This window comes from Streptomyces sp. NPDC059248, from assembly GCF_042753905.1.
Classification (GTDB): Bacteria; Actinomycetota; Actinomycetes; order Streptomycetales; family Streptomycetaceae; genus Streptomyces.
Genome location: NZ_JBHYZV010000010.1, coordinates 107,085 through 129,543 on the forward strand (window position 1 = coordinate 107,085; position 22,459 = coordinate 129,543).

Genomic DNA, 22,459 nt, shown 5'->3' on the forward strand with positions numbered 1-22,459 from the left:
AGCCTGTGATGGGCACAGGTCGTCCATGGCGGGAAGGCGGGGGGACATGGGAACTGAACAAATGGCCGCCGGCGCGGCCCGGACCGGGCAACTGCCCGCGCCGCGGCCACTGGACGCGATCGACCGGGACATCCTGGAGATCCTCCGGGCCGACGGCCGGGCCTCGATACGTTCCGTGGCCGAGCGGGTACACGTCTCCCGCGCCAACGCCTACGCCCGGATCAACCGGCTGCTCGACGACGGGGTGATCCGCGGCTTCAGCGCCCGGATCGACCACGAGCGGGCGGGCCAGGGGGCCTCCGCCTACATCACCCTCAAAATCGTCCAGAACTCCTGGCGCACCGTGCGCGAACAGCTCGAAGAGCTGCCGGGCGCCGCACACATCGCCCTGGTCAGCGGTGATTTCGATGTCCTGCTGCTGATCCACACCCGGGACAACCGGACCCTGCGCGAACTGGTACTGACCCGGCTCCAGGCCATTCCGGAGGTGCTGTCCACACGGACCCTGCTGGTCTTCGAGGAGACCGACCTCGACAGGGGCACGGGCGTCCCTGCGCCCACCCCGGCACCGGAGAACGAGAACGGCACCCCCGACTGAGGCTGCCCCCGACTGACCCCGGCCGATTCCTGCTGCCCCCGCGCACACGGCCGGACGGCGCGATCCGCGCCCGCCCGGAGCCGAGCCGTCCCGGAACCGCCCCGGAACCGCCGCGGAACCGGTCCCGGAACCGGCCCGGAAAGCCGCCCGGGAGGGCCCTCAGGGGGCCGTCAGCCCCGCGCCGGTTCCGACGGGCCCGACGGGCCCACCGCGTCCGTCCGGGGCCCGTCCGCCGTCCGCAGGCCGTCGAAGGCGATCCGTACGACCGTCTCCGCCACCTGGTCCCCCTCCCAGCCCCCGCCGGGATGCGGCCGGTACCACTCCACCAGGGAATTGATCATGCCGAAGAGGAGCCGGGTGGCGAGCCGGGTGTCCACATCGGCCCGCAGATCCCCGTCCGCCGCGGCCGCCCGCAACAGCTCGGCGACCCGGTGGTCGAACTCGCGGCGGCGCTCCATGGCCCACCGTTCCGTCTTGGTGTTGCCCCGGACCCGCAGCAGCAGCGTCACATAGGGCAGATCGACCACCAGCAGCTGTACGGTCCGCCGGACCACGTGCTCGACCCGTTCCACGGCCCGGCCCCGCTGCGCCCCCGGCTCGTCGAGGATCGCGAACAGCCCGTCGATCGCCCGGCTCACCGCCCGCCGCAGCAGCTCCTCCTTACCCGCCACATGGTGGTAGATCGAGGATTTCGAGATCCCCGCCGCCTGGGAGAGGTGCTCCATGGAGGTGCCGTCGTAGCCGCGCTCGTTGAAGATCCGCACGGCCACGGTCAGCAGCGTCTCCGGGGTGTACGTGTCCCGCTTGGCGGTGGTCATCCGTCCGCTCCCTCGTCTTCGAAAGTCCACCGGACGCCGTCGACGGCGCGGAGCCGGGCGCGGGCGGCGTCCCGCCCGACCGCGTCCATCCGGCCTTTCCCGACCGGCCGGCCGAGCCGCGCGCCGACGGCGGCCACGGCCCCGGCGGCGCGCTCCCCGTCCGGGTCGCGGAGGCGTACGGGGGGTCCGGCGGCCGGAGCCACCCGGGCTATGCCCCGGCCCATACGCCCGGCCGTCCCGGCACCGATGGTCCGGCCGTCGTCGGACCCGTGCTCGATGGCGGTCATGGAGGTGATCCTCCCCGATGAGTTTTCCACAGCTTCGACAGGCCCCCTTGTACCGACCGATCGTTCGGTTACTCTAACTCTGTCCGCTGATCCCCGCCCCTATCGACGAGGAGTTGGTCCGTCGTGACCCTGACCGAGACCCGACTGACCGACCACCGGGCGACGCTCGATCAGGCCCTTGAGACGATCCGCACCCGGGCCTACTGGTCCCCCCACCCCGAACACCCCAAGGCGTACGGGGAGAGCGCCCCCGCCGACGGTCTCGCGGCCTTCGAGGCGCTCAAGGGCACCCGGTTCGAGCTGGACCAGCCCGGCACGGACGGCTGGGCGGGCTCCGAAGTCTCCCCTTACGGGCCCGAGTTGCGTATCGAGTATCCCCATGTCGACCCCGATGTGCTGCTCCCCGCGATGCGCGCGGGCGTGCCCGCCTGGCGGGACGCGGGGCCGGAGCGGCGCGCCCTGGTCTGTCTGGAGATCCTCGCGCGGATCGGCGCGCGGACACACGAGTTCGCCCATGCCGTGATGCACACCAGCGGCCAGGCGTTCATGATGGCGTTCCAGGCCGGCGGGCCGCACGCCCAGGACCGCGGCCTGGAAGCGGTGGCGTACGCCTATCTGGAGCAGACCCGGACCCCCGGGACGGCGGATTGGGCCAAGCCGCAGGGGAAGCGGGACCCCCTGAAGCTGCGGAAGTCGTTCACGACGGCCGGGCGGGGTGTCGCGCTGGTGATCGGCTGCAACACCTTCCCGACGTGGAACGGCTATCCGGGGCTCTTCGCGTCCCTCGCCACCGGTAATCCGGTGCTGGTCAAGCCGCATCCGCGGGCCGTGCTGCCGCTCGCGCTCACCGTCCGGGCCGCCCGGGAGGCGCTCGCGGACGCGGGCTTCGACCCCAATCTGGTCTGTCTCGCCGCCGAGCGCCCCGGTGAGGGCATCGCCAAGACCCTCGCGCTCCGCCCCGAGGTCAGGATCATCGACTACACGGGCTCCACGGCCTTCGGCGACTGGCTGGAGACCCATGCCCGCCAGGCCCAGGTCTACACGGAGAAGGCGGGGGTCAACACGGTCGTCGTCGACTCCACCGACGACTACAAGGGAATGCTGTCCAACCTGGCCTTCTCCCTCTCCCTCTACAGCGGCCAGATGTGCACGACCCCGCAGAATCTGCTGATTCCGCGCGACGGGATCGCCACGGACGCGGGCCACAAGTCGTACGACGAGGTGGTCGGCGATCTCGCGGCCTCGGTGGGCGGTCTGCTCGGGGACGACGCCCGGGCCAACGCCCTGCTGGGCGCGCTGGTCAATCCGGACGTGAAGATGCGGCTGGACGGGGCGGCCGGTCTCGGCGAGGTCGCGCTGCCTTCCCGCAAGGTCACCCATCCCGACTTCCCGGACGCCGTCGTCCGGACCCCGGTCATCGTCAAGGTGGACGGCGCCGGGCCGGACGCGGAGGCGATGTATCTCGCCGAGTGCTTCGGCCCGGTGTCGTTCGCGGTCGCGGTGGAGTCGACGGCGGCGGCGGTCGAACTGCTGCGGCGCACGATCCGCGACAAGGGCGCGATGACGGTCGGTGCCTATACGACGTCGGAGGAGGTCGAGCGGGCGGTCGAGGAGGTCTGTCTGGACGAGTCGGCCCAGCTCTCCCTGAATCTGACGGGCGGGGTGTACGTCAACCAGACGGCCGCCTTCTCCGACTTCCACGGCTCCGGCGGCAACCCGGCGGCGAACGCGGCGCTCTGCGACGGAGCGTTCGTGGCCAACCGCTTCCGGGTGGTGGAGGTCCGCCGCCAGGCGTAGGTCACGTCTTGTGGGCCCTGCCGGGCTCTCGTACGGAGCCGGGAGCCCGGGTCCCCGGGCCGGTCCGGGGCCGGGACGGCTCGGCTCGGCTCAGGACGGCACGGGACGGCTCAGGACGGCGCGGAGATCTCGGCGTACCGCTGTACCCAGGCGTGCATGGCGATGGCCGCGGCCGCTCCCGCGTTGATCGACCGCGTCGAGCCGAACTGGGCGATCGAGCAGACCATCGCCGCGTGCTCGCGCGCCTCCTCCGTCAGCCCCGGGCCCTCCTGGCCGAAGAGCAGCACACAGCGGCGCGGCAGAACGGTCCGCTCCAGCGGTACGGCCCCGGGGAGGTTGTCGATCCCGATGACCGGCAGCCCCTCGGCCGCCGCCCACGCCGTCAGGGCGGCGGTGTCCGGGTGGTGCCGTATGTGCTGATAGCGGTCGGTGACCATGGCGCCGCGCCGGTTCCACCGGCGGCGGCCCACGATATGGACCTCCCGGGCCAGGAAGGCGTTGGCGGTCCGGACCACGGAGCCGATATTGAAGTCGTGGCTCCAGTTCTCCACGGCGATATGGAAACCGTGCCGCCGGGTGTCGAGGTCGGCGACGACGGCCTCCCGCTTCCAGTAGCGGTAGTGGTCGACCACATTGCGGCGATCGCCACCGGCCAGCAGCTCGGGGTCGTACCGCTCGTCGTCGGGCCAGGGCAGCGGATGCGGCCCGACCCCGATCTCGGGGCCGAAGCCGTCGTCGTACTGCACCGGCTCGTCCGCCCCCTCCGGGACGGCCCGGACGGCTGCCGGGTCTGCTGCGGGTGCGGTGCCTCGGGTCGTACTCACCCCACGAGCGTACGGGGCTGTCCGGAGTCCCCGGTCCGCTGCTCCGGCAGTACGGCCCCGGTCCCGCCCTTCGCGCCGCCGTCACCACCGTCGCCGCCCCCGCCCCCGCCCCCGTCCCCGTCCCCGGTGTTCGGCCGCCGGCCGACCCGGGTCAGCAGCCGGTCCCGGCCGCGTGTCACCCGGACACCCAGCCACAGCAGGAACGCGGTGGGCAGGAAGACGGCGTCGGCGGCGATCATCGCCATCGAGAAGAAGGGGAGCCCCATGATGACGGCGATCGCAGCGTGCTCGGCGATCATCACCACCAGCAGGACGTTCTTCACCCGGCGGTTGAAGAGGGTGAACGGGAAGGCGACCTGCACGATGACCGTGCCGTAGGTCAGCGCCATCACCATCAGCCCGTGGGAGCCCAGGAACTCGGAGAGCGCGGGCCAAGGGGCGAAGTAGTCCAGCTCCAGGGTGTAGTAGAGCGCCGTCCCGTCGCCCCAGCGCGACCCCTGGATCTTGTACCAGCCCGCCGTGGCGTAGATCAGACAGACCTCGGCCATGATGATCACGAGCCCGGCGTTGTGGCCGATATTGGCGAGGGTGTCCAGCAGGACGCGGGGCTGGACGGCGGCTCCGGGCCGGTTCACCAGCCACCACAGGGCCAGCCCCACCCACATGCCCCACAGCACCAGCAGAACGAAGAGACCGGTCCGGTTCTCCACGGTGGCCAGCAGCAGGGCGGTACCGGTCACCACCCAGAGCACCGGGCCCACGCGGTCGGGCGCGTCCGGCGCCGTACGCGCCCTTCTGGCATCCAGCGACCAGACCTGGCCGCACCGGGTGACCAGCAGATAGAGCGCCATGATGTGGATGACGTTGTCGCCGCCGTCGCCCACGAAGATCGCGCGGTTCTGGAGCGACAGCACCCCGACCATGAAGAGCGCCGACATGGTGCGGGTCCGCCAGCCCAGACAGAGGCCGAGCGACGCCAGGACGGACACGGCGTAGACGATCTCGAACCAGAGCCGGCCGTCCGACCACATGAGGACGGTGAAGGCGTCGTTGTCGGAGATGAACGTGTCCGCCATCTGCCAGCTCCACGGCCCGTCAGGACCGTACAGCTCATGGCGGTGGGGGATCTCCCGCAGCAGGAAGAAGAGCCAGGTCGCGGAGAAGCCGATCCGGATGATCGCGCTCTGGTACCGGCCGAAGGCGGTCGCGGTCACCTTCTGGAGCAGCTCGGCGGTCCGGTTGGAGCCGTCGTTCACATCGCTCATCGGGCCGCCTCCGTACGCTCGCCGCCGCCGTTGCCGGACCCGGACCCGGACCCGGAGCCGATGGTGTCGCCCGCGCGGACGCCGTAGCCGAGGGGCCGGTCGGCGTTGGTGACGTTCCACCACGGCAGGACCCGGTACGAGGGCCGGGTGTCGGTCTTCTCCTTCGACCACGGCGGTGCCTCCACCAGGGTCGCCACCGAGCGGATCTGGATCCGCTCCACCTCCGGCCCGAGGTCGTGGTCCCGCTCGAGACGCAGCATCACCAGCCGGCGCAGATACGACTCGGAGAGCTCACCGCGGGTGCCCGTGGCCCGGTTCTGATCGTCGTGCGAGCCCGTGTAGAAGTCCCAGGCCCGCCGCAGCTGGTTCTGGGCGGCATGGCTGGGCAGGAGGCTGCCGCGGATCGCCTCGACGTCGTCGGCGCCCAGGTCGATCCACTCCGTGATCTTCTTCTCGCCGTCCGGTCCCGCCAGCTCCGCCTTCACCTGGACGGTGACGTCCTGCTGGAGCGGATTGGGGGCGAAGAGCTTCCAGTTCTGCTCGAACTCGGGCAGAACCCAGCCGCTCACCGCGTCGCTGTACTGCTTGCTCGCGGTGTTGGAGGGCGCGACGTGCAGAAACACCATGAGCAGATGGACGCAGCCGACCAGGGCGACAAGGCCCAGGACGACGGCGGCGGTGACCTGGTACGGGAAGGAGAGCGCGGCGAGCCCGGTGGTGGGCGCCGTCCCGCTCCCGTCCGGACGGGACCCGTCCGCCTCGTCTTCGTCCGCGGCCTCGTCCGGAGCGGCAACAGCCACGGTGTCCGCGCCTTCGGCGGCATCCGCCGCGCCCGGCTCGACCGGAACCGCCGACGCCGCCGGAGCGGCAGGCGCGCCGGAACTTGGCGCGGACTCCGTCACTCCACCGGCGGTACCGGCGGCGGTGGCGGTGACGGTGTCGGCATCGCCGGTCGGGGCCTCACGGGGCTCGGACTCGCGTTCCCGCCGGTCGGAGGGGGGAGGCGGCGTGCCGTCCGGCGGGGAGCCGGACCGTCGGCCCCTCGGTTCCTGTGCGCCCTCGTGCTCGTAGGAGTCCATCCCGCCCCGATCCCGCCGGTCCCACCTCGGTTATCCACAGGGTTGACACCTTAAGGGCCGCCGACCCACCATTGAAGTCAATGAACCGAACGATCGGTCGGTAGGGGGTTCGGATGACGTCAGTGACGGCGGATACGCCGGAGATGTACGGCTCGGCGCCGGGCGCCGGGCACGGTTCCTCCGGGGCCGCGGGGTTCGCGGCGTCCCCCCAGGAGGTGTTCGACGCCGCCGTGGCGGCGGACGAACGCATCGAGCCGCGCGACTGGATGCCCGACGCGTACCGGGCGACCCTGGTCCGGCAGATGGCCCAGCACGCCCACTCCGAGATCATCGGAATGCAGCCCGAGGCCAACTGGATCACCCGGGCGCCCTCCTTGCGCCGCAAGGCGATCCTGATGGCCAAGGTGCAGGACGAGGCGGGCCACGGCCTGTATCTGTACAGCGCGGCGGAGACGCTGGGCGTCGGGCGGGACGAGCTGCTCGACAAGCTCCACGCGGGCCGTCAGCGGTATTCGTCGATCTTCAATTACCCGACGCTGACCTGGGCGGACGTCGGCGCCATCGGCTGGCTCGTGGACGGCGCCGCGATCACCAACCAGGTCCCGCTGTGCCGCTGCTCCTACGGCCCCTACGCCCGGGCGATGGTCCGGATCTGCAAGGAGGAGTCCTTCCACCAGCGCCAGGGGTACGAGCTGCTGCACGCCCTCTCCCGCGGCACACCCGCCCAGCACGCGATGGCGCAGGACGCCGTGGACCGCTGGTGGTGGCCGTCGCTGATGATGTTCGGCCCGCCGGACGACGAGTCGGCGCACTCGGCGCAGTCGATGGCCTGGAAGATCAAGCGCCACTCCAACGACGAGCTGCGGCAGCGCTTCGTGGACATCTGCGTCCCGCAGGCCGAGGCCATCGGCCTCACCCTCCCCGATCCCGATCTGCGGTGGAACGAGGAGCGCGGCCACTTCGACTTCGGCGCGATCGACTGGGCCGAGTTCCAGGCGGTCCTCAAGGGCAACGGCCCCTGCAACGAGGAGCGGCTGTCCCAGCGCCGCCTGGCCCATGAGAACGGTGCCTGGGTCCGGGACGCCGCAGCGGCCCACGCCGCCAAGCGGTCGGCGAGCGGCGCGGAGCTCCAGGAGGCGACGGCATGAGCGGCGCGAAGGACTGGCCGATGTGGGAGGTCTTCGTCCGCTCGCGGCGGGGCCTGTCCCACACCCACGCCGGGAGCCTGCACGCCCCGGACGCCGAGATGGCCCTGCGCAACGCCCGCGATCTGTACACCCGCCGCGGTGAGGGGGTGTCGATCTGGGTCGTCCCCTCGACCGCCGTCACCGCCTCGTCGCCGGACGAGAAGGACCCCTTCTTCGATCCCTCCGCCGACAAGCCCTACCGCCATCCGACGTTCTACGAGATCCCGGAAGGGGTGAAGCACCTGTGACGACCGCACTGACCCAGGGGGCCGCCGCCGCGGCGCTCGCCCTCGGGGACGACGCGCTGGTGCTGTCGCACCGGCTGGGGGAGTGGGCGGGCCACGCCCCGGTCCTGGAGGAGGAGGTCGCACTCGCCAATATCGCCCTCGATCTGCTGGGCCAGGCCCGGGTGCTGCTCTCCCTGGCCGGTGACGAGGACGAGCTGGCGTATCTCCGCGAGGAGCGCGCCTTCCTCGGTCTTCAGCTGGTCGAGCAGCCGAACGGCGACTTCGCGCACACCATCGCCCGCCAGCTCTACTTCTCCACCTACCAGCACTTGCTGTACCAGCGGCTGGCCACCGCCGAAGGCCCCTTCGCCGCACTCGCCGCCAAGGCGGTCAAGGAGGTCGCCTACCACCGCGACCACGCGGAGCAGTGGACGATCCGGCTCGGCGACGGCACCGAGGAGAGCCATGGACGGATGCGGCGGGCCTGTGACGCGCTGTGGCGGTTCACGGGCGAGCCGTTCCAGCCGTTCGCCGGACTGATCCGCGCCGACGGCACTCAAGACGACGCGACGACCGCAGCCGCAGCCGACCCGGCGACCGAACCGACCACCGGCCCGACCACCGGCCCGGCTTCCGGCCCGACGGAGCTCGACGGACGGGAGCTGGAGGCCGAGTGGCTGGCGTCCGTGACCGCCGTCCTGACCCGTGCGACGCTCACCGTGCCCGAAGGGCCGCGTTCCGGCGGCTGGTCCGCGGGCGCCGGACGCCAGGGCATCCACACCGAGCCCTTCGGCCGGATGCTCGCCGAGATGCAGCATCTCCACCGCAGCCACCCGGGGGCGTCATGGTGAGCGGCACGACACGGACCCCCGCCGGGGACACCGCCCTCGAAGCCGAGCTGCGGCGCGTCGCCGGAGCCGTGCCCGACCCGGAGTTGCCGGTCCTGACCCTGGCCGAACTGGGTGTACTGCGCGGGGTCCGGCTCCTCGGCCCCCACCGGGTCGAGGTGACACTGACCCCGACCTACACGGGCTGCCCGGCCGTCGAAACGATGAGCGACGACATAGAGCGCGCCCTGCACGACCACGGCATGGCGGAGGTATCGGTGGTCACGGTGCTCTCCCCCGCCTGGTCGACGGACGACATCACCGCCGAGGGGCGGCGCAAGCTGGCCGAGTCCGGGATCGCCCCGCCCCGTTCGCACTCCGCGTCCGGGCCGGTCCCGGTGGGCCTCTCCGTCCGCTGCCCGCACTGCGGTTCGACGGAGACGGAGCTGCTCAGCAGATTCTCCTCCACCGCCTGCAAGGCACTGCGCCGCTGCGTCTCCTGCCGTGAACCCTTCGACCACTTCAAGGAGTTGTAGATGTTCCATCCGCTCCGGGTCGGCGCGGTCGATCGGCTCACGGACGACTCGGTCGCCGTCACCTTCGAGGTACCGCCCGAACTGGCCGCCGCGTTCCGCCACACCCCCGGCCAGCACCTCGCGCTGCGCCGTACGGTCGACGGCGAGGAGATCCGCAGGACGTACTCGATCTGCGCCCCGGCCGGGCCCCCGCCCCCGGCCGGCGACGGCTCCGCCGCCGAGCCCTTCCGGCCCGTGCTGCGGGTCGGCATCCGGCTGGTCGAGGGGGGCGAGTTCTCCACCTGGGCCCTGAAGGAGCTCTCCGTCGGAGACCTGGTCGATGTGATGCCCCCGATGGGCCGGTTCCGGCTCGATCCGCGCCCCGGGTACTTCGCGGGGATCGTCGGCGGCAGCGGGATCACCCCGGTGCTGTCCATGGTGACGACTCTGCTGGCCCGGGAGCCGGAGGCCCGGTTCTGTCTGATCCGCAGCGACCGGACCGTCGCGTCGACGATGTTCCTCGACGAGATCGCCGACCTCAAGGACCGCTATCCGGACCGCTTCCAGCTGGTCACGGCGCTCTCCCGGGAGGAGCAGTCCTCGGGGCTGCCGTCCGGGCGACTGGACCGCGAACGGCTGGCGGAGCTGCTGCCCGCACTGCTGCCGGTGGGCGACGTGGACGGCTGGTTCCTGTGCGGACCGCTGGGCCTGGTGACCTCCGCCGAACGGGCCCTGCGCGGGCTCGGTGTCGACCGCGCCCGGATCCACCAGGAGATCTTCCACATCGACGACGGATCCGCGCCCGCGCCCGCCCCGCTCCCCGCGCCGGACCGGGCCACCCTCACGGCGACCCTGCACGGCCGCTCCGGCAACTGGCCCGTCCGGGAACGGGAATCGCTGCTGGAGACCGTGCTGCGGAGCCGGTCCGACGCGCCGTACGCCTGCAAGGGCGGCGTCTGCGGCACCTGCCGGGCGTTCCTGGTCTCGGGCGAGGTCCGGATGGACCGCAACTTCGCCCTGGAGCCGGAGGAGACGGATGCGGGCTATGTCCTGGCGTGCCAGTCCCATCCGGTGACCCCGGAGGTGGAGCTGGACTTCGACCGCTGACACCCCACCCCCGACACCCCGCCCCCGCGTGTGTTCTTTTCCATCGGCCTGGCTTATCTTGACGGACCGTCAGATATCGCCGGACGGCCGTCCGTCGGGCGGCCGGACGCACGGAAGGGCAGGGCTGTGGACTTCACCTTCACCGAGGAGCAGCGGGCGGCCGTCGAGGCGGCGAAGGGAGTGTTCGCGGGGGTCGACCCCGGCTCGGTGCCCAGCCCCGCGCTGACCCCGGGCGCGGTCGCGGACACCTTCGACCGTCCCCTGTGGTCCCGGCTCGCCGGGGCGGATCTGCTGAGTCTGGTGCTGTCACCCGGGTACGGCGGGGCGGGCTCCGACCCCGTCGCGCTCTGTCTGGTGCTGCGCGAGTCCGCGCGGGTGCTCGCCCGGGTACCGCTGCTGGAGACCGCCGCCGTCGCGATGGCGGTCGAACGCCACGGCACCACCGGACTGCGGGACGAGATCCTGCCCCGGGTGGGCCGGGGGGAGTGCGTCCTCACCGCCGCCACCGCCGGCCGTACCGGTCACGACCCCGCCGAACTCGCCGTCACCGCCGTCCCGTCGAACAACCGACCGGACAACGGGGCCGGGTCCGCGGCCGGGGCCGACTGGCTGCTCGACGGAGTACAGACGGCCGTGCCATGGGCGCACTCCGCCGATCTGATCGCGGTGCCCGCCCACCGGGGCGAGGGCCGCGCCGTACTGGCCTTGGTCGCGCCCGGCCAGAAGGGGGTCACCCTCGCCGAGCAACTCTCCACCAACGGCGAGCGGTACGCGGAGGTCACCCTCGACTCCGTGACCGTGCCCGCCCACCGGGTGATCGCGGACGAAAGGGCCTGGGAGTGGCTGCGGCCGCTCCTCACCACAGGCGTCTGCGCGCTCGCGCTCGGCCTGGCCGAGCGGGTCCTGGAGCTGACCGCCGACTACACGGGGAAGCGTGAGCAGTTCGGCTTTCCCCTGGCCACCTTCCAGGCGGTCGCGGTACAGGCCGCCGACCGCTTCATCGATCTCCGGGCGATGGAGGTCACCCTCTGGCAGGCCGCGTGGCGACTCACGCCCGCCCCGGGCGAACCGGAGGTCGGCGGCCCGCTGCCGGTCGCCGGCGATGTGGCCGTGGCCAAGATCTGGGCATCGGAAGGCGTACGGCGGATGGTGCAGACGGCCCAGCATCTGCACGGCGGCTTCGGTGTGGACACGGAGTACGTTCTGCACCGCTACCACGCCTGGGCCAAACAGCTCGAACTCGCCCTGGGCCCGGCCGCCGCCCATGAGGAGGCCCTCGGCGACCTGCTGGCCGCCCAGCCCTCCGACTGAACGGCGAGGCCCGACCGGACCGGTCAGAGCACGATCGCCGGACCTTCGCCCTCCGTGACCATCGGACGCCCGGCGGCCTCCCACGCGTACATCCCGCCGTCGATGTTCACCGCATCGATGCCCTGCTGCGTCAGATAGGCCGTGACCTGGGCGGACCGCCCACCGGACCGGCACATCACAAAGGCACGCCGACCGTCTTCCACGGCCTCGGTGACCTCACCGAACCTGGCCACGAAGTCGCTCATCGGCACATGGAGCGCGCCCTCCACATGGCCCGCCTCCCACTCGTCGGCCTCGCGGACGTCGAGCATCAGCCCGTCGGCCGGTACCTCGGTCACGGTCACCGTGGGCAACGCGGCGAAATTCATGGGGCAAGCCTCTTCTCGTACACGACGGGCCGACCCGCCCCCTGTGGGCGGGCGGTGCGGGAACGACCTCCGATCCCGCGTCCGGCCGGACCTACCGGACCTACCGGATCGGCCGGACCTGCCGGATCCGACCGACCGACCGACCCTAACCGAGGAGCGCGGCCAGCTCCCGCTCCCGCTCGGCGACCTGCGCCAGCAGCTGGTCGGCGATCTCGTCCAGCAGCGTGTCCGGGTCGTCGGGAGCCATCCGCAGCATGCTGCCGATCGCGCCCTCCTCCAGCTCCCGGGCGATCACCACCAGCAGCTCCTTCCGCTGGGCCAGCCACTCCAGCCGGGCGTACAGCTCCTCGGCCGCTCCCAGGAAGTCCTCGGCGGGCGCCGGTCCGGCGTCCCACTCGGCGATCAGCTCCCGCAGCGCCTCGGTGTCGCCGAGCGCGTAGGCGGCGTTGACCCGGGTGATGAACTCCTCGCGCCGGGCCCGCTCCGTCTCCTCCTGCGCCAGATCCGGATGCGCCTTACGGGCCAGTTCCCGGTAGAGCCGCCGAGCCTCCTCGCCCGGCCGCACCCGCTGCGGCGCCCGTACCGACCGGCCCGTCAGCATCGCCGACGCCTCGGGCGGCAGCCCGTCGCCGTCCATCCAGCCCTGGAACAGCTCCTCCACACCCGGCATGGGCAGAACGGCGGCCCGGGCCTCCCGCGCCTTGCGCAGATCCTCCGGATCGCCCGTACGCGCCGCTCTGGCCTCCGCCAGCTCCGCGTCCAGCTCGTCGAGCCGGGTGTACATCGGCCCGAGCTTCTGGTGGTGGAGCCGGGAGAAGTTCTCCACCTCCACCCGGAACGTCTCCACCGCGATCTCGAACTCGATCAGTGCCTGCTCGGCCGCGCGGACGGCCCGCTCCAGCCGGGCCTCGGGACGCTCCGCGTCCGTGGGGACGCCCGCCTCCCCCGGCCCGCCGCCGGCGGTCGCCGCCGCGCCGTCCCGGGCGCCGCCCGGGGAACCGTCCCGGGCGCCGTCCTCGATGTCGTCGTGGGCGGGGGTCCGGTCGTCGTCACGGATCGTCGGCCCGCCGGGCGCTTCGTGGGTCACCCGCCCAGAGTACGGGCGGGCGGCCCGTCGCCGTCACACGCCCGTCTCGGCCGCGATCCTGCCGTCCCCGACCGCCGCCACCAGAACCGCGTGATCCGCCTCCGTACGGTCCGCGTAGCGCACCGCGAACGCGGCCACGGCCTCGTCCAGCTCCTCGCCCCGGCCGCAGTACCCGGCCAGCAGCCGCGGATCGGCGCTGTGCGCGTGCGCCCGGGCAAGCAGCGCGCCCGTCATCCGCCCGTAGTCGTCGAGCTGCCCGGCCGAGAGCTCCGCCGGATCGACACTGCCCTTGCGGTTCCGGAACTGCCGTACCTGGAACGGCCGGCCGTCGACCGTCGTCCAGCCCAGCAGGGAGTCGCTCACGACCTGCATCCGCTTCTGGCCCCGTATGACCCGGCGGCCCTCGTGGTCCGTCTCCGGCACCGGGAACCCGGCCGCCGCCAGATACGGCAGCAGCGCCGACGGACGGGCCTCCTTCACCTGGAGCACCAGCGGATCGCCCCGGTGGTCCAGCAGCAGCACCACATACGAGCGGGTGCCGACGCTGCCCGTCCCCACCACCCGGAACGCCACATCGTGGATCGCGTAGCGGGCCAGCAGCGGCAGCCGGTCCTCCGCCACCGTCGTCAGATACTCCCCCAGCGCCCCGGCGACCGCCGCGGCCTCCGCGTCCGGCACCCGCCGCAGCACCGGGGGCGCGTCGACGAACAGCCGCCCGCCGCCTTCCTCCTCCGGCACGGCCCGTGTCGACTTCGCCGCGAACCGGGCGCTGGTGTTGTTACGGGCCTTCTCCGAGACCCGCTCCAGGGTGCCCACCAGATCACGGGCATCCGTATGGGAGACCAGTTCCTCGTCCGCGATGGCGTTCCACGCGTCCAGGGCGGGCAGCTTCGCCAGCAGTCGCATGGTGCGGCGGTACGCGCCCACCGCGTCGAAGGCGGCGCTGCGGCACACGGTCTCGTCCGCGCCCCCGGCCCGCCCCGCCAGCACCAAAGAGGTGGCCAGCCGCTTGAGGTCCCACTCCCAGGGTCCGGGCACGGTCTCGTCGAAGTCGTTGAGATCCATCACCAGTCCGCCCCGGGCATCCCCGTACAGACCGAAGTTGGCCGCGTGGGCATCACCGCAGAGCTGGGCGCCCACCCCGGTGACCGGGGTACCGACGAGATCGTGGGCCATCAGCCCGGCCGCGCCGCGCAGAAAGGCGAAGGGCGAGGCCATCATCCTGCCGACCCGGAGCGGGGTCAGCTCCGGCACCCGGCCGCGGCTGGACTCCAGCACGGCCTCGACCGCGTCGGGCCGCCCCGCGGGCAGCTCCAGGGACGCGTGCGCCGAACGCGGCACCCGGTCGCGCAGCGCCTTCCCCGCGCACTTGGGCGAGACGGCCACCGGGCCCGTCCCGCCGCCACCACCACTGCCCGGGGCGAACCCCGGGACCACCGGAATCCGCGGACCGCCGCCCGTGGAACTCACCGTCGCCGTCTCCGTATCGACCCAGCTCATCGCGCGCGCCGCCTCCCCCACTCCGTACCGCCCGTACCGGGATCCCGGCTGCCCCGACCGTACCGCCACACCCCGAAGCCCCCTACCCCACCCGCGCATACCGCGACCGGGCTGTTTCACGTGAAACACGACCCGGATTCACGTGAAACACGGTCGGCATCCCGCCCGCGCCCCGGAACACCCTCGCGCCCCGGACCCACCCGGATCACTCCTGGGGACCGAGCCCCGCGTCCCGCGCCAGCAGCGCCGCCTGAACCCGGTTGTCGCACTCCAGCTTGGCCAGGAGCCGACTGACATAGGTCTTCACGGTGGCCTCGCTCATATGCAGCCGTCTGCCCGCGTCGGCGTTGGAGAGCCCCTCGCCGAGCAGTGCCAGAACGTCCTGCTCCCGCGCGCTCAACTGGGCGATCCGGGCCCTGGCCTGCTCGCCCCGCCCCGCCGACCGGCCCGTCGCCAGTTGATCGATCACATGCCGGGTGGCGCCGGGGGAGAGATACGCGTCCCCGGCGACCGCCGCCCGTACGGCGCCGATCAGCTCGGCGGGCGCGGTGTCCTTCAGCAGAAAGCCGGCGCCCCCGGACTCGAGGGCCCTAAGCACGTTCTCCCGCTCACCGAAGGTGGTCAGAATGATCACCCTGGTCCCGGGGGCCGCCTTCCTCAGCTCCGCCAGGGCCGTCAGTCCGTCCATCACCGGCATCTGGATGTCCAGCAGCACCACATCCGCGCCGTGCGACCGGGCGGCCTCCACCGCCTCACGGCCGTTGGCCGCCTCGGCGACCACATCGATCTGCCGGTCGGAGGTGAGGATCATCCGGATCCCGGCCCTGATCAGCGGTTCGTCGTCCGCGACGACCACCCGGATACGATCCCCCGCCATTGCGCGCCCACCCTCGCCCTCGCCACGGCCGGACCGTCCCGGCCGCTCAACAGTCTGCCCGGTCCCGGCCGGTGCTCCCCGCCCGGCCGCGTCCGAGGGTCTCAGAGGTCCGTCTTCACCTCGTACGACTTCTTCTCGATCAGCTTGCCGTCCCGGAAACAGAACCGGAACACCGGTTCGCGGTCCAGTGCGCTCCCCACTTCCTCCGAGATCGCTACCAGGCACTCGGCGCCCTCGGGCTCCTTCGGATGCCCCTCGGCGCCGTCGATCCCGGTGGACCAGAACGAGTCGCCGGACGGCATCTTCTTCCGTACGTCCTCCTCGGCCGTACCGATCCCGATCGCGTTGTACTCCTTCTCGCTCATCAGGTTCTTTTCGGCGGACCGGAACAGGAAGTAGCCCCCGACCACGATCGCGGCCCCCAGCAGCACCAGAACCAGCACGGATATCCCACAGCCCAGTCCGATCCCGCCCAGCGTGCCGCGCCGCCCACCCGCGGGCCTGTACGCATCACTCATCACCGGCTCCTGTCCCGACGTGTTGCTCCAGTTCATCGCCGGAACACCGTCGCCGGGGGGCCCGAAGCCGGGCTGCCTCGGAAAGTCGTCGCCCGGTGCGACGAAAGACGCCTTCTCACCGGTCCCGTACGGCAGCACACCGGCCACCCGGAAGCCTCCGTCCTCGACCGCCCCGGCGTGCACGATCCCACCGACCAGCCGGGCCCGCTCCCGCAGCCCCGTCAGACCCTGCCCTCCACTGACGACCTCCCCCACGGGCCCATCGGGCCGCACCGGACCGTTGACGATCTCCACCACCAGGGAATCGGGCTCGTACCGCAGCTCCACCGCGATCGAGGCGCCCGGCGCGTGCTTGTAGGCATTGGTCAGCGCCTCCTGGACGATCCGGTACGCGGCATGGTCCGCCGCCGCCGCCAGTGGCCTGCGCTCCCCGCTGTGCCGCAGCGCCACCTCCTTGCCCGCCCCCCGGGCCGCCGCCACCAGCGACGCCACCCCGGCCGTTCCACGGGCGGCCCGCCCCGCCTCGTCCATCGACTCCGGCCCGGCGCTCTCCCCGTCCCGCAGGATGCCGACGACCTCCCGCAGCTCGTGCATCGCCCCGACCGACGCCTGCCGCAGCACCCCCACGGCCTCCCGCTGCCGGTCGGTCAGCTCCCGGTCCACCTCCAGCGCCCCGGTGTGCACCGCGATCAGCGCCAGCTGGTGCCCGAGGCTGTCGTGCATGTCCTGGGCGATCCGCTGCCGCTCCAGCAGCCGCGCCTGCCCCGCCACCATCCGGCTCTCCCACAGCAACTGGGCGTTCCGCTCCCGCAGCGTGTCCAGCAGGGTCTGCCGCTGGGCCAGATACCGGCCCGCGAGCCCGGGCATGACGAACAGCCCCAGATAGAACAGCGCGCCGAAGAACACCATCCCGGCCGAGAACGCACCGGGCCCCTTGTTCACCAGCTCGACCGCGTTGACCAGCACATACGCCCCGGTGAAGGTGGCCAGCGCCCGCCCCGACTGCTCGATCCGGCGCCCCGCCGACCAGGCCATCGGCGTCAGTGCGAGCGCCATGGCCGGAAACCCCCCGGAGGCCCCGGCCGTGACCAGGAACACAGCTGCGGGATACCGCCGCCGCAACAGCGCCAGTACCGACGTCCCGACCCCGAGCAGCACCATCCAGCCCGACGCCCAGTCGTCGAGCAGCAGCCCGAACCCGGCCGTCAAACCCCCCACGACCAGGACGAACGCCAACTCGGCCCAGGCAGTCCGACGCCGCCGGGCATCAGGCTCCAGCCACTCCCACCCCCGGCGCACCCGCCCGGCCCAGAGTTTCATCACCACCTCCACCCCGGCACCCTAGGCACCCCCACCCACCCCCGCCGTCCCCCTTTCGTCCCACCCCCCACCGACGAAGGTCGCACCCGAACCCACGGCCCGACCCACCGGGGCCCACGCGCTCCGCATTCCGCCACCCGGCAGTCGGCGGTCGGCAGTCGGCCGACGCCGCGAGACCGGGGACCGCCCCGACGGCGCGGGAAAACCGCGGTCTAGGCTCGGGCCGTGCGGCCCCTGGTGCTCTTCGACCTCGACAACACCCTGCTGGACCGGCAGCTCGCGTTGCGCGACTGGGCCGTGTCCTTCAGCACCCGCCACGGTCTCGACCGCACAGCCGAGACGTGGTTGGCGAACCTGCTGGCCGACCGGGCGGACCCCGCCCACTTCGAGGTGATCCGCGCCCGATTCCGGCTCGGCGATCCGGCCGCGGTGCTGTGGTCCGGGTACCGCGAGGACATCGCCGCCGCGGTTCTGTGCCCACCCGGGGTACTGACAGGCCTGGAGGAGTTGCGGGCCGCCGGCTGGCGGATCGGGATCGCGACGAACGGCGCGGCGGACATCCAGTGGGCCAAGCTCCGTGCCACGGGGATCGCGGACCGGGTGGACGCGGTATGCGTCTCCGAGGAAGCGGGAGTTCGGAAGCCGGAACCCGCCCTGTTCCACGAAGCGGTGCGCCGATGCGGAGGTCTCCACGGCGGCGGGGGCTGGATGGTCGGCGACAGCGCGACAAACGACATCGGTGGTGCCCGGTCTGTCGGACTGCGCACCGTGTGGATCCACCGCGGCACCACCTGGCCAGACCATCTCCCCGAACCGGACCATAAGGTCCCCGACGCCCTTGCCGCCGTCCGGCTGCTCGGCTCCCTCGCGTCCGGGCCGAGAAGGAGCATCGCGTGAATCCGGTATCAGCGACGACGGTGGGCCTGCTGCATCCCGGCAGCATGGGCGCGGCGGTCGCGGCCCAACTACGGCGCGCGGGCGCCCGGGTGGTGTGGGATCCGACGGGCCGCGGCCCGGCCACCGTCCGCCGCGCGCGTGAGGCGGGATTGACCGCGGCCGAGGGGATGGCCGATCTGGTCGCCCGCTCCGATGTGGTGATCGCCCTCTGTCCACCGGCGGCCGCCGAGGACGTCGCCCGGGAAGTGGCCGGTCACCGTCCGGCGGGAAAGATCTATGTCGAGGCGAATGCCGTCTCGTCCCGATGCCTCCGGCGTATCGCGGAGGCGTTGCCGGAGACCGTGGTCGTCGATGCCGCCGTCGTCGGCTCACCACCGGTCGGCGGGAAGACCCCGCGCCTCTACGCATCGGGCCCGGTGGAGGCCGTCGACCTGCTGGACCGGCTCTTCACCGCTACGGATGTGCGGCTCTGCCGACTGGGCGAGACGATCGGGGCCGCGTCGGCCCTCAAGCTCGCCTACACCAGCTATCAGAAGTCCTCACGTGTCCTCGCGGCCCTCGCCTACGGGGTGGCGGAAGCCAACGGGGTCGCCTCGGAACTCCTGGACCTGGCCGGCCGGCGTTCCGGCAGCTACCTCGCCGAGCCCGACTACATCCCCAGGACCGCGGCCCGCGCCTGGCGCTGGGCGCCGGAGCTGGAAGAGGCCGCCGACCTGGTCGCCGACTCCGGCCTGCCGGACGACCTCATGCGCGCCGTGGCCACCGTCCTTTCCCACTGGGAGGACGCGCGCGACGCCGACCTGAGCATCGAGGAAGCACTCGCCCGCCTTCGGGACGGCAAGTCAGGAACGGTCAGTCCGCCGCGGTGACCAGGGCGTGGATCCGCGCGGCGGCGTCCTGCGGGGGTACGTCGTCGGTATGCACGCGAAGGTCCCACTCCGTACCCGGATGGTTGGTGACATCGCGCTCCGTGGCGTCCCAGGCCCCGAGGCGCGCTGCCGTATCCCCGTCGCCGCGTCCGATGGAGCGCCGTTCCGTGGTCTCACGCCGACACCACAGCAGGACCCGGCACCATCGGGCCGGGAAGCCCTCGGCCACCGCTCGGACCCCGGCGATCTGCCCGAGGTGGACCACCGGAACCGAGCCGCCGGAAGTGGCCTCCCGCAGACCCGGCCGGTCCACGACGTACGTATTGCCGTAGCGGTCGTTGCGGTAGACCACGTCGCCACACTCTTCCAACCGCTCCAGCTCCCGGCGCGAAGCCATCCGGTACCCGTGGGTGCGACCGGCGCCGATCTTGAGACGGGTGAAGGGGGCGTACCGCCGGTCGAGCCCCGCGAGTACGGCCGTGATGGTGTCCTTGCCCGACGCCGGCGGCCCGTAGAGCAGAATTCCCCGTTCCATCAGAACACCGTCCCGAAGACCTGGCGGACCTGATCGGTGAGCGAGACCGCGGCCCCCAGGCGGTTGTCGACCACGAGATGAGGCATGACGGGTCGGAGATCGGGATCGATGGTGGCGACATAGTCGTCCCAGTTCCGGAGCTTCCAAGCGTCCCGGGCGGCGGAACGGAAGCCCATGTACTCGTGCATCGTCTCGATGTCGCACGAGATCCAGATGGGCGAAACCGACACCCCGCGCGCCTCGCAGCGGTTGACCAGACGCCGCATCCAGCGCTGGTCCGTGAGCTCGGCGACAAAGGGTGCCGTGACGACCGTGCTGATGGTGCAGTCCACGTTCGCGTACACCGCTTCGAGTAAGCACTGGTACTCGAGGGGCCGTACCTGCTCCCGGTAGACCTCGGTGTGGCGGTCGTGGGGGTCGCCGCCGAGGGCGGTCAGCAACCGCTCCACCAGCGGCCGCGTGAGCGGGTCCTTGTCGAGTACGGGCCAGCCCGTGAGCTGGGAGAGGAAGCGGGCGAACTCGGACTTGCCACTGCCCGCGTAGCCGCCGACCAGAACGAGGGAAGGCCGGTTGGGGTCTCCTCCGGTGTGGCGCCGCTTCCAGGCGTCGAGGATCCGCTGGTGGAGCTGCCCGCTGTCGGAGTCCTCGGTACCGGGCCGGATCTGCAGGAGGGCGCGCTCGACGGCCAGGAGATGTGACCCGTTGTGGGCTCCGGCGGCGGAGGCGTCGGACGGGGTGAACGCGAAATGGGTCTTCTCACCGGGCAGACGGTGCCGAAAACCCAGTTCGGGCTCGGTGGCCCGGTAGAGCAAACAGTAAGCGCGCCGGTAATGCGGACCGGGATACACCTCGCCCTGTTCGTGCTGCCACAGGGTCTGGAAGTTCGCCGCGGGAACCGTCACACCGGCGGCCCGTGCCACCTCGCGCAGCCGTTCCCCCGCCCCCTCCAGCGTGAGGCCGTGGGTCTCCCGCTGTTCCCGGAGCCTCTCCGGCCGCCAGCCCGCGCGGACTCTGCCCAATTCCCCTACCGCCCGTTCCGCTCTCCGCATGCCCCGGAGCCTAAGTCTGCACTTCATGAACGCATGTGAAAGCGGAAGTTGAAAAAGTCCGGGCCCGAACGGCGAACGGTTCGGCTAACGGCCCGTGATACCTGGCCGGGCTCCCGAGCGATGTGATGGTCCCGCTCCGGAACTCCCCGTACGAGAACCGAAGGAGTACGCAATGCAGCGCACCACCCGGACCATCGGCCGCAGTCGTATCGTGATCGAGACGGGCACGCCCCGCCCGAACACGACGACCATCGTGGAACGGAAGGGCCTCGGACACCCCGATACCCTCGCCGACCACCTCGCAGAGCGCCTGTCCCAGGCGTACAGCCGCTACACCCTGGATCGTTTCGGCGCCGTTCTGCACCACAACTTCGACAAGCTGGCCCTCCTCGGCGGTGCGAGCGAAGTGCGCTACGGAGGCGGTCGGATGACGGCCCCCGTCCGTGTCCTCGTCAACGGCAGGGCCGCCATGTCCTGCGGCACCCGGCAGATCCCGGTGAACGATGTGGTCGTGTCCACCGTCCGCGCGTTCTTCGCCGAGCGGCTTCCGGAAGTCGTGGACCACCTGGACATCCGTCTCCACATCACCGGCAACTCCAGTCCCGGTGCCGTCCTCACGGACGGTCGAGCCCCCGAACGCGCCAGGTGGTTCGCCCCGCGGTCGGCAGAAGACCTGAGGGAACGGCGAACCCTCCTGTCCAACGACACTTCGATCGGTACGGGCTGGGCCCCGGAAAGCTCCTTCGAGAGCTTCGTGCGCGAGCTGGCCGACCACTTCTCCGGACGCAGCGCCTTCACCGAGGAGCACGGCTGGTGCGGTTCGGACGTGAAGGTCATGGGCTATTCCGACGAGCAGCGGACGGACATCGTGCTCTGCGTCCCGCAGAAGTCCGCCCACGTCGCCGGTCGTACCGCGTACCTGGAGAACAAACAGGCGGTACTCGACGAGTGCCGACGGATGGCCGCCGAGCGACTGCCGGGCACCCCGGTGGGCTTCCGGCTGAACGTACGGGACGTACCGCAGGCGGACGAGCTGTACCTCACCTGCACGGGCAGCTCGATCGAATCCGGCGACGAGGGCGTCGTGGGTCGGGGAAACCGGGTGAACGGCCTGATCACACCGCTCCGGCCGATGAACCTGGAGGGCGCCAACGGGAAGAACCCGGTCTACCACGTCGGCAAGCTCTACAACCTCGCGGCGGCCCGTCTCGCCCGGTCCCTGCACGAGGAGACCGGCGGTTATGCCGAGGTCCACCTGGTCAGTGCGACGGGGCAGGCGCTCGACCAGCCGTGGCGGGTCCTCGTCCGGCTCTCGGAACCCCGCTCCCAGATCGACAAGGTCCACCTCCTCGTCGAGCAGGCGCTCGGCGGCTTCCCGGAACTGACTCACGAGATCGTCCACGACGGTGTGGTGCTCAGCTGATGGCCGCCGCCATCCGCGTTCCGGTCCCCGCCGGATGCCGACGACGGCTGACCGCCCACTACGGCCGCCCGGTGGAGCGCTGGCTCGACGCCGTACCGGAGCTCCTGGCCGAGGCGGCCGCGCGCTGGTCGCTCGATCTCGACGGGTACCACGACGCGGGCCACGCCTCGGTGG

At 71.9% G+C, this 22,459-nt stretch carries 23 protein-coding genes; 11 read left to right on the top strand and 12 right to left on the bottom strand.

The genetic code is table 11. The annotated features are described in order from the left end of the window. Positions 1 to 61 precede the first annotated feature (61 nt). Positions 62 to 598, top strand: a complete 537-nt coding sequence (locus ACFXG1_RS06860; protein WP_384717456.1) for an Lrp/AsnC family transcriptional regulator — start codon at positions 62 to 64, stop codon at positions 596 to 598. Positions 599 to 768: 170 nt separating this feature from the next. On the opposite strand, the gene ACFXG1_RS06865 is transcribed toward ACFXG1_RS06860, so the two are convergent. Continuing rightward, positions 769 to 1,416 (bottom strand): TetR/AcrR family transcriptional regulator, encoded by a 648-nt coding sequence (locus ACFXG1_RS06865; protein WP_384717444.1) that lies wholly within the window; start codon positions 1,414 to 1,416, stop codon positions 769 to 771. After that, the gene (locus ACFXG1_RS06870) at positions 1,413 to 1,703 is read right to left on the bottom strand and encodes a 3-hydroxyacyl-CoA dehydrogenase NAD-binding domain-containing protein (RefSeq protein WP_384741439.1); all 291 of its coding nucleotides are present in this window, start codon (positions 1,701 to 1,703) and stop codon (positions 1,413 to 1,415) included. The genes ACFXG1_RS06865 and ACFXG1_RS06870 overlap by 4 nt, the downstream gene beginning before the upstream one ends. A 123-nt stretch (positions 1,704 to 1,826) precedes the next feature. Between ACFXG1_RS06870 and paaN the strand changes: the two genes are divergently transcribed. Next, positions 1,827 to 3,500: a phenylacetic acid degradation protein PaaN gene (paaN, locus tag ACFXG1_RS06875; protein WP_384741440.1), complete on the top strand. Its 1,674-nt coding sequence runs from the start codon at positions 1,827 to 1,829 to the stop codon at positions 3,498 to 3,500. 110 nt (positions 3,501 to 3,610) lie between these two features. Here paaN and ACFXG1_RS06880 read toward each other — a convergent pair whose 3' ends face one another. The 3 genes from ACFXG1_RS06880 to ACFXG1_RS06890 are packed head-to-tail and all read right to left on the bottom strand — an operon-like array spanning position 3,611 to position 6,668. Continuing rightward, positions 3,611 to 4,324, bottom strand: a complete 714-nt coding sequence (locus tag ACFXG1_RS06880; protein ID WP_384719524.1) for a TrmH family RNA methyltransferase — start codon at positions 4,322 to 4,324, stop codon at positions 3,611 to 3,613. Then, positions 4,321 to 5,589 carry an HTTM domain-containing protein gene (locus ACFXG1_RS06885; protein ID WP_384719522.1) on the bottom strand — a complete coding sequence of 423 codons (1,269 nt, stop codon included), beginning with the start codon at positions 5,587 to 5,589 and terminating at the stop codon, positions 4,321 to 4,323. Before ACFXG1_RS06885 ends, ACFXG1_RS06880 begins: the two co-directional genes overlap by 4 nt. After that, a complete protein-coding gene (locus ACFXG1_RS06890; RefSeq protein ID WP_384741442.1) occupies positions 5,586 to 6,668 on the bottom strand; it encodes a DUF5819 family protein in 1,083 nt (360 codons plus the stop codon). Before ACFXG1_RS06890 ends, ACFXG1_RS06885 begins: the two co-directional genes overlap by 4 nt. Positions 6,669 to 6,811: 143 nt before the next feature. On the opposite strand from ACFXG1_RS06890, the gene paaA reads away from it, so the two are divergent. The 6 genes from paaA to ACFXG1_RS06920 all read left to right on the top strand — a co-directional run bounded on the left by paaA (position 6,812) and on the right by ACFXG1_RS06920 (position 11,842). Next, positions 6,812 to 7,816, top strand: a complete 1,005-nt coding sequence (gene paaA / locus ACFXG1_RS06895) for a 1,2-phenylacetyl-CoA epoxidase subunit PaaA (protein ID WP_384717095.1) — start codon at positions 6,812 to 6,814, stop codon at positions 7,814 to 7,816. Next, positions 7,813 to 8,103, top strand: a complete 291-nt coding sequence (gene paaB / locus ACFXG1_RS06900) for a 1,2-phenylacetyl-CoA epoxidase subunit PaaB (RefSeq protein WP_384717077.1) — start codon at positions 7,813 to 7,815, stop codon at positions 8,101 to 8,103. Before paaA ends, paaB begins: the two co-directional genes overlap by 4 nt. Next, positions 8,100 to 8,933: a 1,2-phenylacetyl-CoA epoxidase subunit PaaC gene (paaC, locus tag ACFXG1_RS06905; RefSeq protein WP_384717080.1), complete on the top strand. Its 834-nt coding sequence runs from the start codon at positions 8,100 to 8,102 to the stop codon at positions 8,931 to 8,933. The genes paaB and paaC overlap by 4 nt, the downstream gene beginning before the upstream one ends. Beyond that, positions 8,927 to 9,445 carry a 1,2-phenylacetyl-CoA epoxidase subunit PaaD gene (gene paaD, locus ACFXG1_RS06910; RefSeq protein WP_384717083.1) on the top strand — a complete coding sequence of 173 codons (519 nt, stop codon included), beginning with the start codon at positions 8,927 to 8,929 and terminating at the stop codon, positions 9,443 to 9,445. Before paaC ends, paaD begins: the two co-directional genes overlap by 7 nt. Beyond that, positions 9,446 to 10,531 carry a 2Fe-2S iron-sulfur cluster-binding protein gene (locus tag ACFXG1_RS06915; RefSeq protein WP_384717086.1) on the top strand — a complete coding sequence of 362 codons (1,086 nt, stop codon included), beginning with the start codon at positions 9,446 to 9,448 and terminating at the stop codon, positions 10,529 to 10,531. Positions 10,532 to 10,657: 126 nt separating this feature from the next. Continuing rightward, complete coding sequence (locus tag ACFXG1_RS06920) at positions 10,658 to 11,842, top strand: acyl-CoA dehydrogenase family protein (protein ID WP_384717089.1); 1,185 nt, start codon at positions 10,658 to 10,660, stop codon at positions 11,840 to 11,842. Positions 11,843 to 11,865: 23 nt separating this feature from the next. Here ACFXG1_RS06920 and ACFXG1_RS06925 read toward each other — a convergent pair whose 3' ends face one another. The 5 genes from ACFXG1_RS06925 to ACFXG1_RS06945 all read right to left on the bottom strand — a co-directional run bounded on the left by ACFXG1_RS06925 (position 11,866) and on the right by ACFXG1_RS06945 (position 17,512). Further along, positions 11,866 to 12,210 carry a rhodanese-like domain-containing protein gene (locus ACFXG1_RS06925; protein WP_384717092.1) on the bottom strand — a complete coding sequence of 115 codons (345 nt, stop codon included), beginning with the start codon at positions 12,208 to 12,210 and terminating at the stop codon, positions 11,866 to 11,868. A gap of 145 nt (positions 12,211 to 12,355) precedes the next feature. Continuing rightward, on the bottom strand, positions 12,356 to 13,297 hold the full coding sequence (locus ACFXG1_RS06930; protein WP_384741446.1) for a hypothetical protein: 942 nt from the start codon (positions 13,295 to 13,297) through the stop codon (positions 12,356 to 12,358). Between the two features lie 33 nt (positions 13,298 to 13,330). Further along, the gene (locus tag ACFXG1_RS06935; RefSeq protein ID WP_384714392.1) at positions 13,331 to 14,797 is read right to left on the bottom strand and encodes a DUF2252 domain-containing protein; all 1,467 of its coding nucleotides are present in this window, start codon (positions 14,795 to 14,797) and stop codon (positions 13,331 to 13,333) included. Between the two features lie 205 nt (positions 14,798 to 15,002). After that, a complete protein-coding gene (locus ACFXG1_RS06940) occupies positions 15,003 to 15,674 on the bottom strand; it encodes a response regulator (protein WP_384714389.1) in 672 nt (223 codons plus the stop codon). A 101-nt stretch (positions 15,675 to 15,775) separates the two neighbouring features. Further along, positions 15,776 to 17,512 (bottom strand): histidine kinase, encoded by a 1,737-nt coding sequence (locus tag ACFXG1_RS06945; RefSeq protein WP_384714386.1) that lies wholly within the window; start codon positions 17,510 to 17,512, stop codon positions 15,776 to 15,778. 225 nt (positions 17,513 to 17,737) lie between these two features. On the opposite strand from ACFXG1_RS06945, the gene ACFXG1_RS06950 reads away from it, so the two are divergent. Next, positions 17,738 to 18,409: an HAD family hydrolase gene (locus tag ACFXG1_RS06950; protein ID WP_384714383.1), complete on the top strand. Its 672-nt coding sequence runs from the start codon at positions 17,738 to 17,740 to the stop codon at positions 18,407 to 18,409. Next, a complete protein-coding gene (locus ACFXG1_RS06955; protein ID WP_384714380.1) occupies positions 18,406 to 19,278 on the top strand; it encodes a DUF1932 domain-containing protein in 873 nt (290 codons plus the stop codon). The genes ACFXG1_RS06950 and ACFXG1_RS06955 overlap by 4 nt, the downstream gene beginning before the upstream one ends. Here the strand turns inward: ACFXG1_RS06955 and ACFXG1_RS06960 are convergent. Continuing rightward, positions 19,262 to 19,813 (bottom strand): guanylate kinase, encoded by a 552-nt coding sequence (locus tag ACFXG1_RS06960; protein ID WP_384714376.1) that lies wholly within the window; start codon positions 19,811 to 19,813, stop codon positions 19,262 to 19,264. The genes ACFXG1_RS06955 and ACFXG1_RS06960 overlap by 17 nt on opposite strands. After that, positions 19,813 to 20,862, bottom strand: a complete 1,050-nt coding sequence (locus tag ACFXG1_RS06965) for an AAA family ATPase (RefSeq protein WP_384714373.1) — start codon at positions 20,860 to 20,862, stop codon at positions 19,813 to 19,815. Before ACFXG1_RS06965 ends, ACFXG1_RS06960 begins: the two co-directional genes overlap by 1 nt. 172 nt (positions 20,863 to 21,034) lie before the next feature. Between ACFXG1_RS06965 and ACFXG1_RS06970 the strand changes: the two genes are divergently transcribed. After that, the gene (locus tag ACFXG1_RS06970) at positions 21,035 to 22,285 is read left to right on the top strand and encodes a methionine adenosyltransferase (protein WP_384714370.1); all 1,251 of its coding nucleotides are present in this window, start codon (positions 21,035 to 21,037) and stop codon (positions 22,283 to 22,285) included. Positions 22,286 to 22,459 lie beyond the last annotated feature (174 nt).

Bases quoted from the DNA above. Each gene is read 5' to 3' on its own strand.
- ACFXG1_RS06960 (WP_384714376.1), bottom strand. From the start codon at position 19,813: ATGGAACGGGGAATTCTGCTCTACGGGCCGCCGGCGTCGGGCAAGGAC.
- ACFXG1_RS06890 (WP_384741442.1), bottom strand. From the start codon at position 6,668: ATGGACTCCTACGAGCACGAGGGCGCACAGGAACCGAGGGGCCGACGG.
- ACFXG1_RS06940 (WP_384714389.1), bottom strand. From the start codon at position 15,674: ATGGCGGGGGATCGTATCCGGGTGGTCGTCGCGGACGACGAACCGCTG.
- ACFXG1_RS06860 (WP_384717456.1), top strand. From the start codon at position 62: ATGGCCGCCGGCGCGGCCCGGACCGGGCAACTGCCCGCGCCGCGGCCA.
- ACFXG1_RS06925 (WP_384717092.1), bottom strand. From the start codon at position 12,210: ATGAATTTCGCCGCGTTGCCCACGGTGACCGTGACCGAGGTACCGGCC.
- ACFXG1_RS06945 (WP_384714386.1), bottom strand. From the start codon at position 17,512: ATGAAACTCTGGGCCGGGCGGGTGCGCCGGGGGTGGGAGTGGCTGGAG.
- ACFXG1_RS06935 (WP_384714392.1), bottom strand. From the start codon at position 14,797: ATGAGCTGGGTCGATACGGAGACGGCGACGGTGAGTTCCACGGGCGGC.
- paaA (WP_384717095.1), top strand. From the start codon at position 6,812: ATGTACGGCTCGGCGCCGGGCGCCGGGCACGGTTCCTCCGGGGCCGCG.
- ACFXG1_RS06885 (WP_384719522.1), bottom strand. From the start codon at position 5,589: ATGAGCGATGTGAACGACGGCTCCAACCGGACCGCCGAGCTGCTCCAG.
- ACFXG1_RS06970 (WP_384714370.1), top strand. From the start codon at position 21,035: ATGCAGCGCACCACCCGGACCATCGGCCGCAGTCGTATCGTGATCGAG.
- paaB (WP_384717077.1), top strand. From the start codon at position 7,813: ATGAGCGGCGCGAAGGACTGGCCGATGTGGGAGGTCTTCGTCCGCTCG.
- ACFXG1_RS06865 (WP_384717444.1), bottom strand. From the start codon at position 1,416: ATGACCACCGCCAAGCGGGACACGTACACCCCGGAGACGCTGCTGACC.
- ACFXG1_RS06965 (WP_384714373.1), bottom strand. From the start codon at position 20,862: ATGCGGAGAGCGGAACGGGCGGTAGGGGAATTGGGCAGAGTCCGCGCG.
- ACFXG1_RS06915 (WP_384717086.1), top strand. From the start codon at position 9,446: ATGTTCCATCCGCTCCGGGTCGGCGCGGTCGATCGGCTCACGGACGAC.
- paaD (WP_384717083.1), top strand. From the start codon at position 8,927: ATGGTGAGCGGCACGACACGGACCCCCGCCGGGGACACCGCCCTCGAA.
- ACFXG1_RS06870 (WP_384741439.1), bottom strand. From the start codon at position 1,703: ATGACCGCCATCGAGCACGGGTCCGACGACGGCCGGACCATCGGTGCC.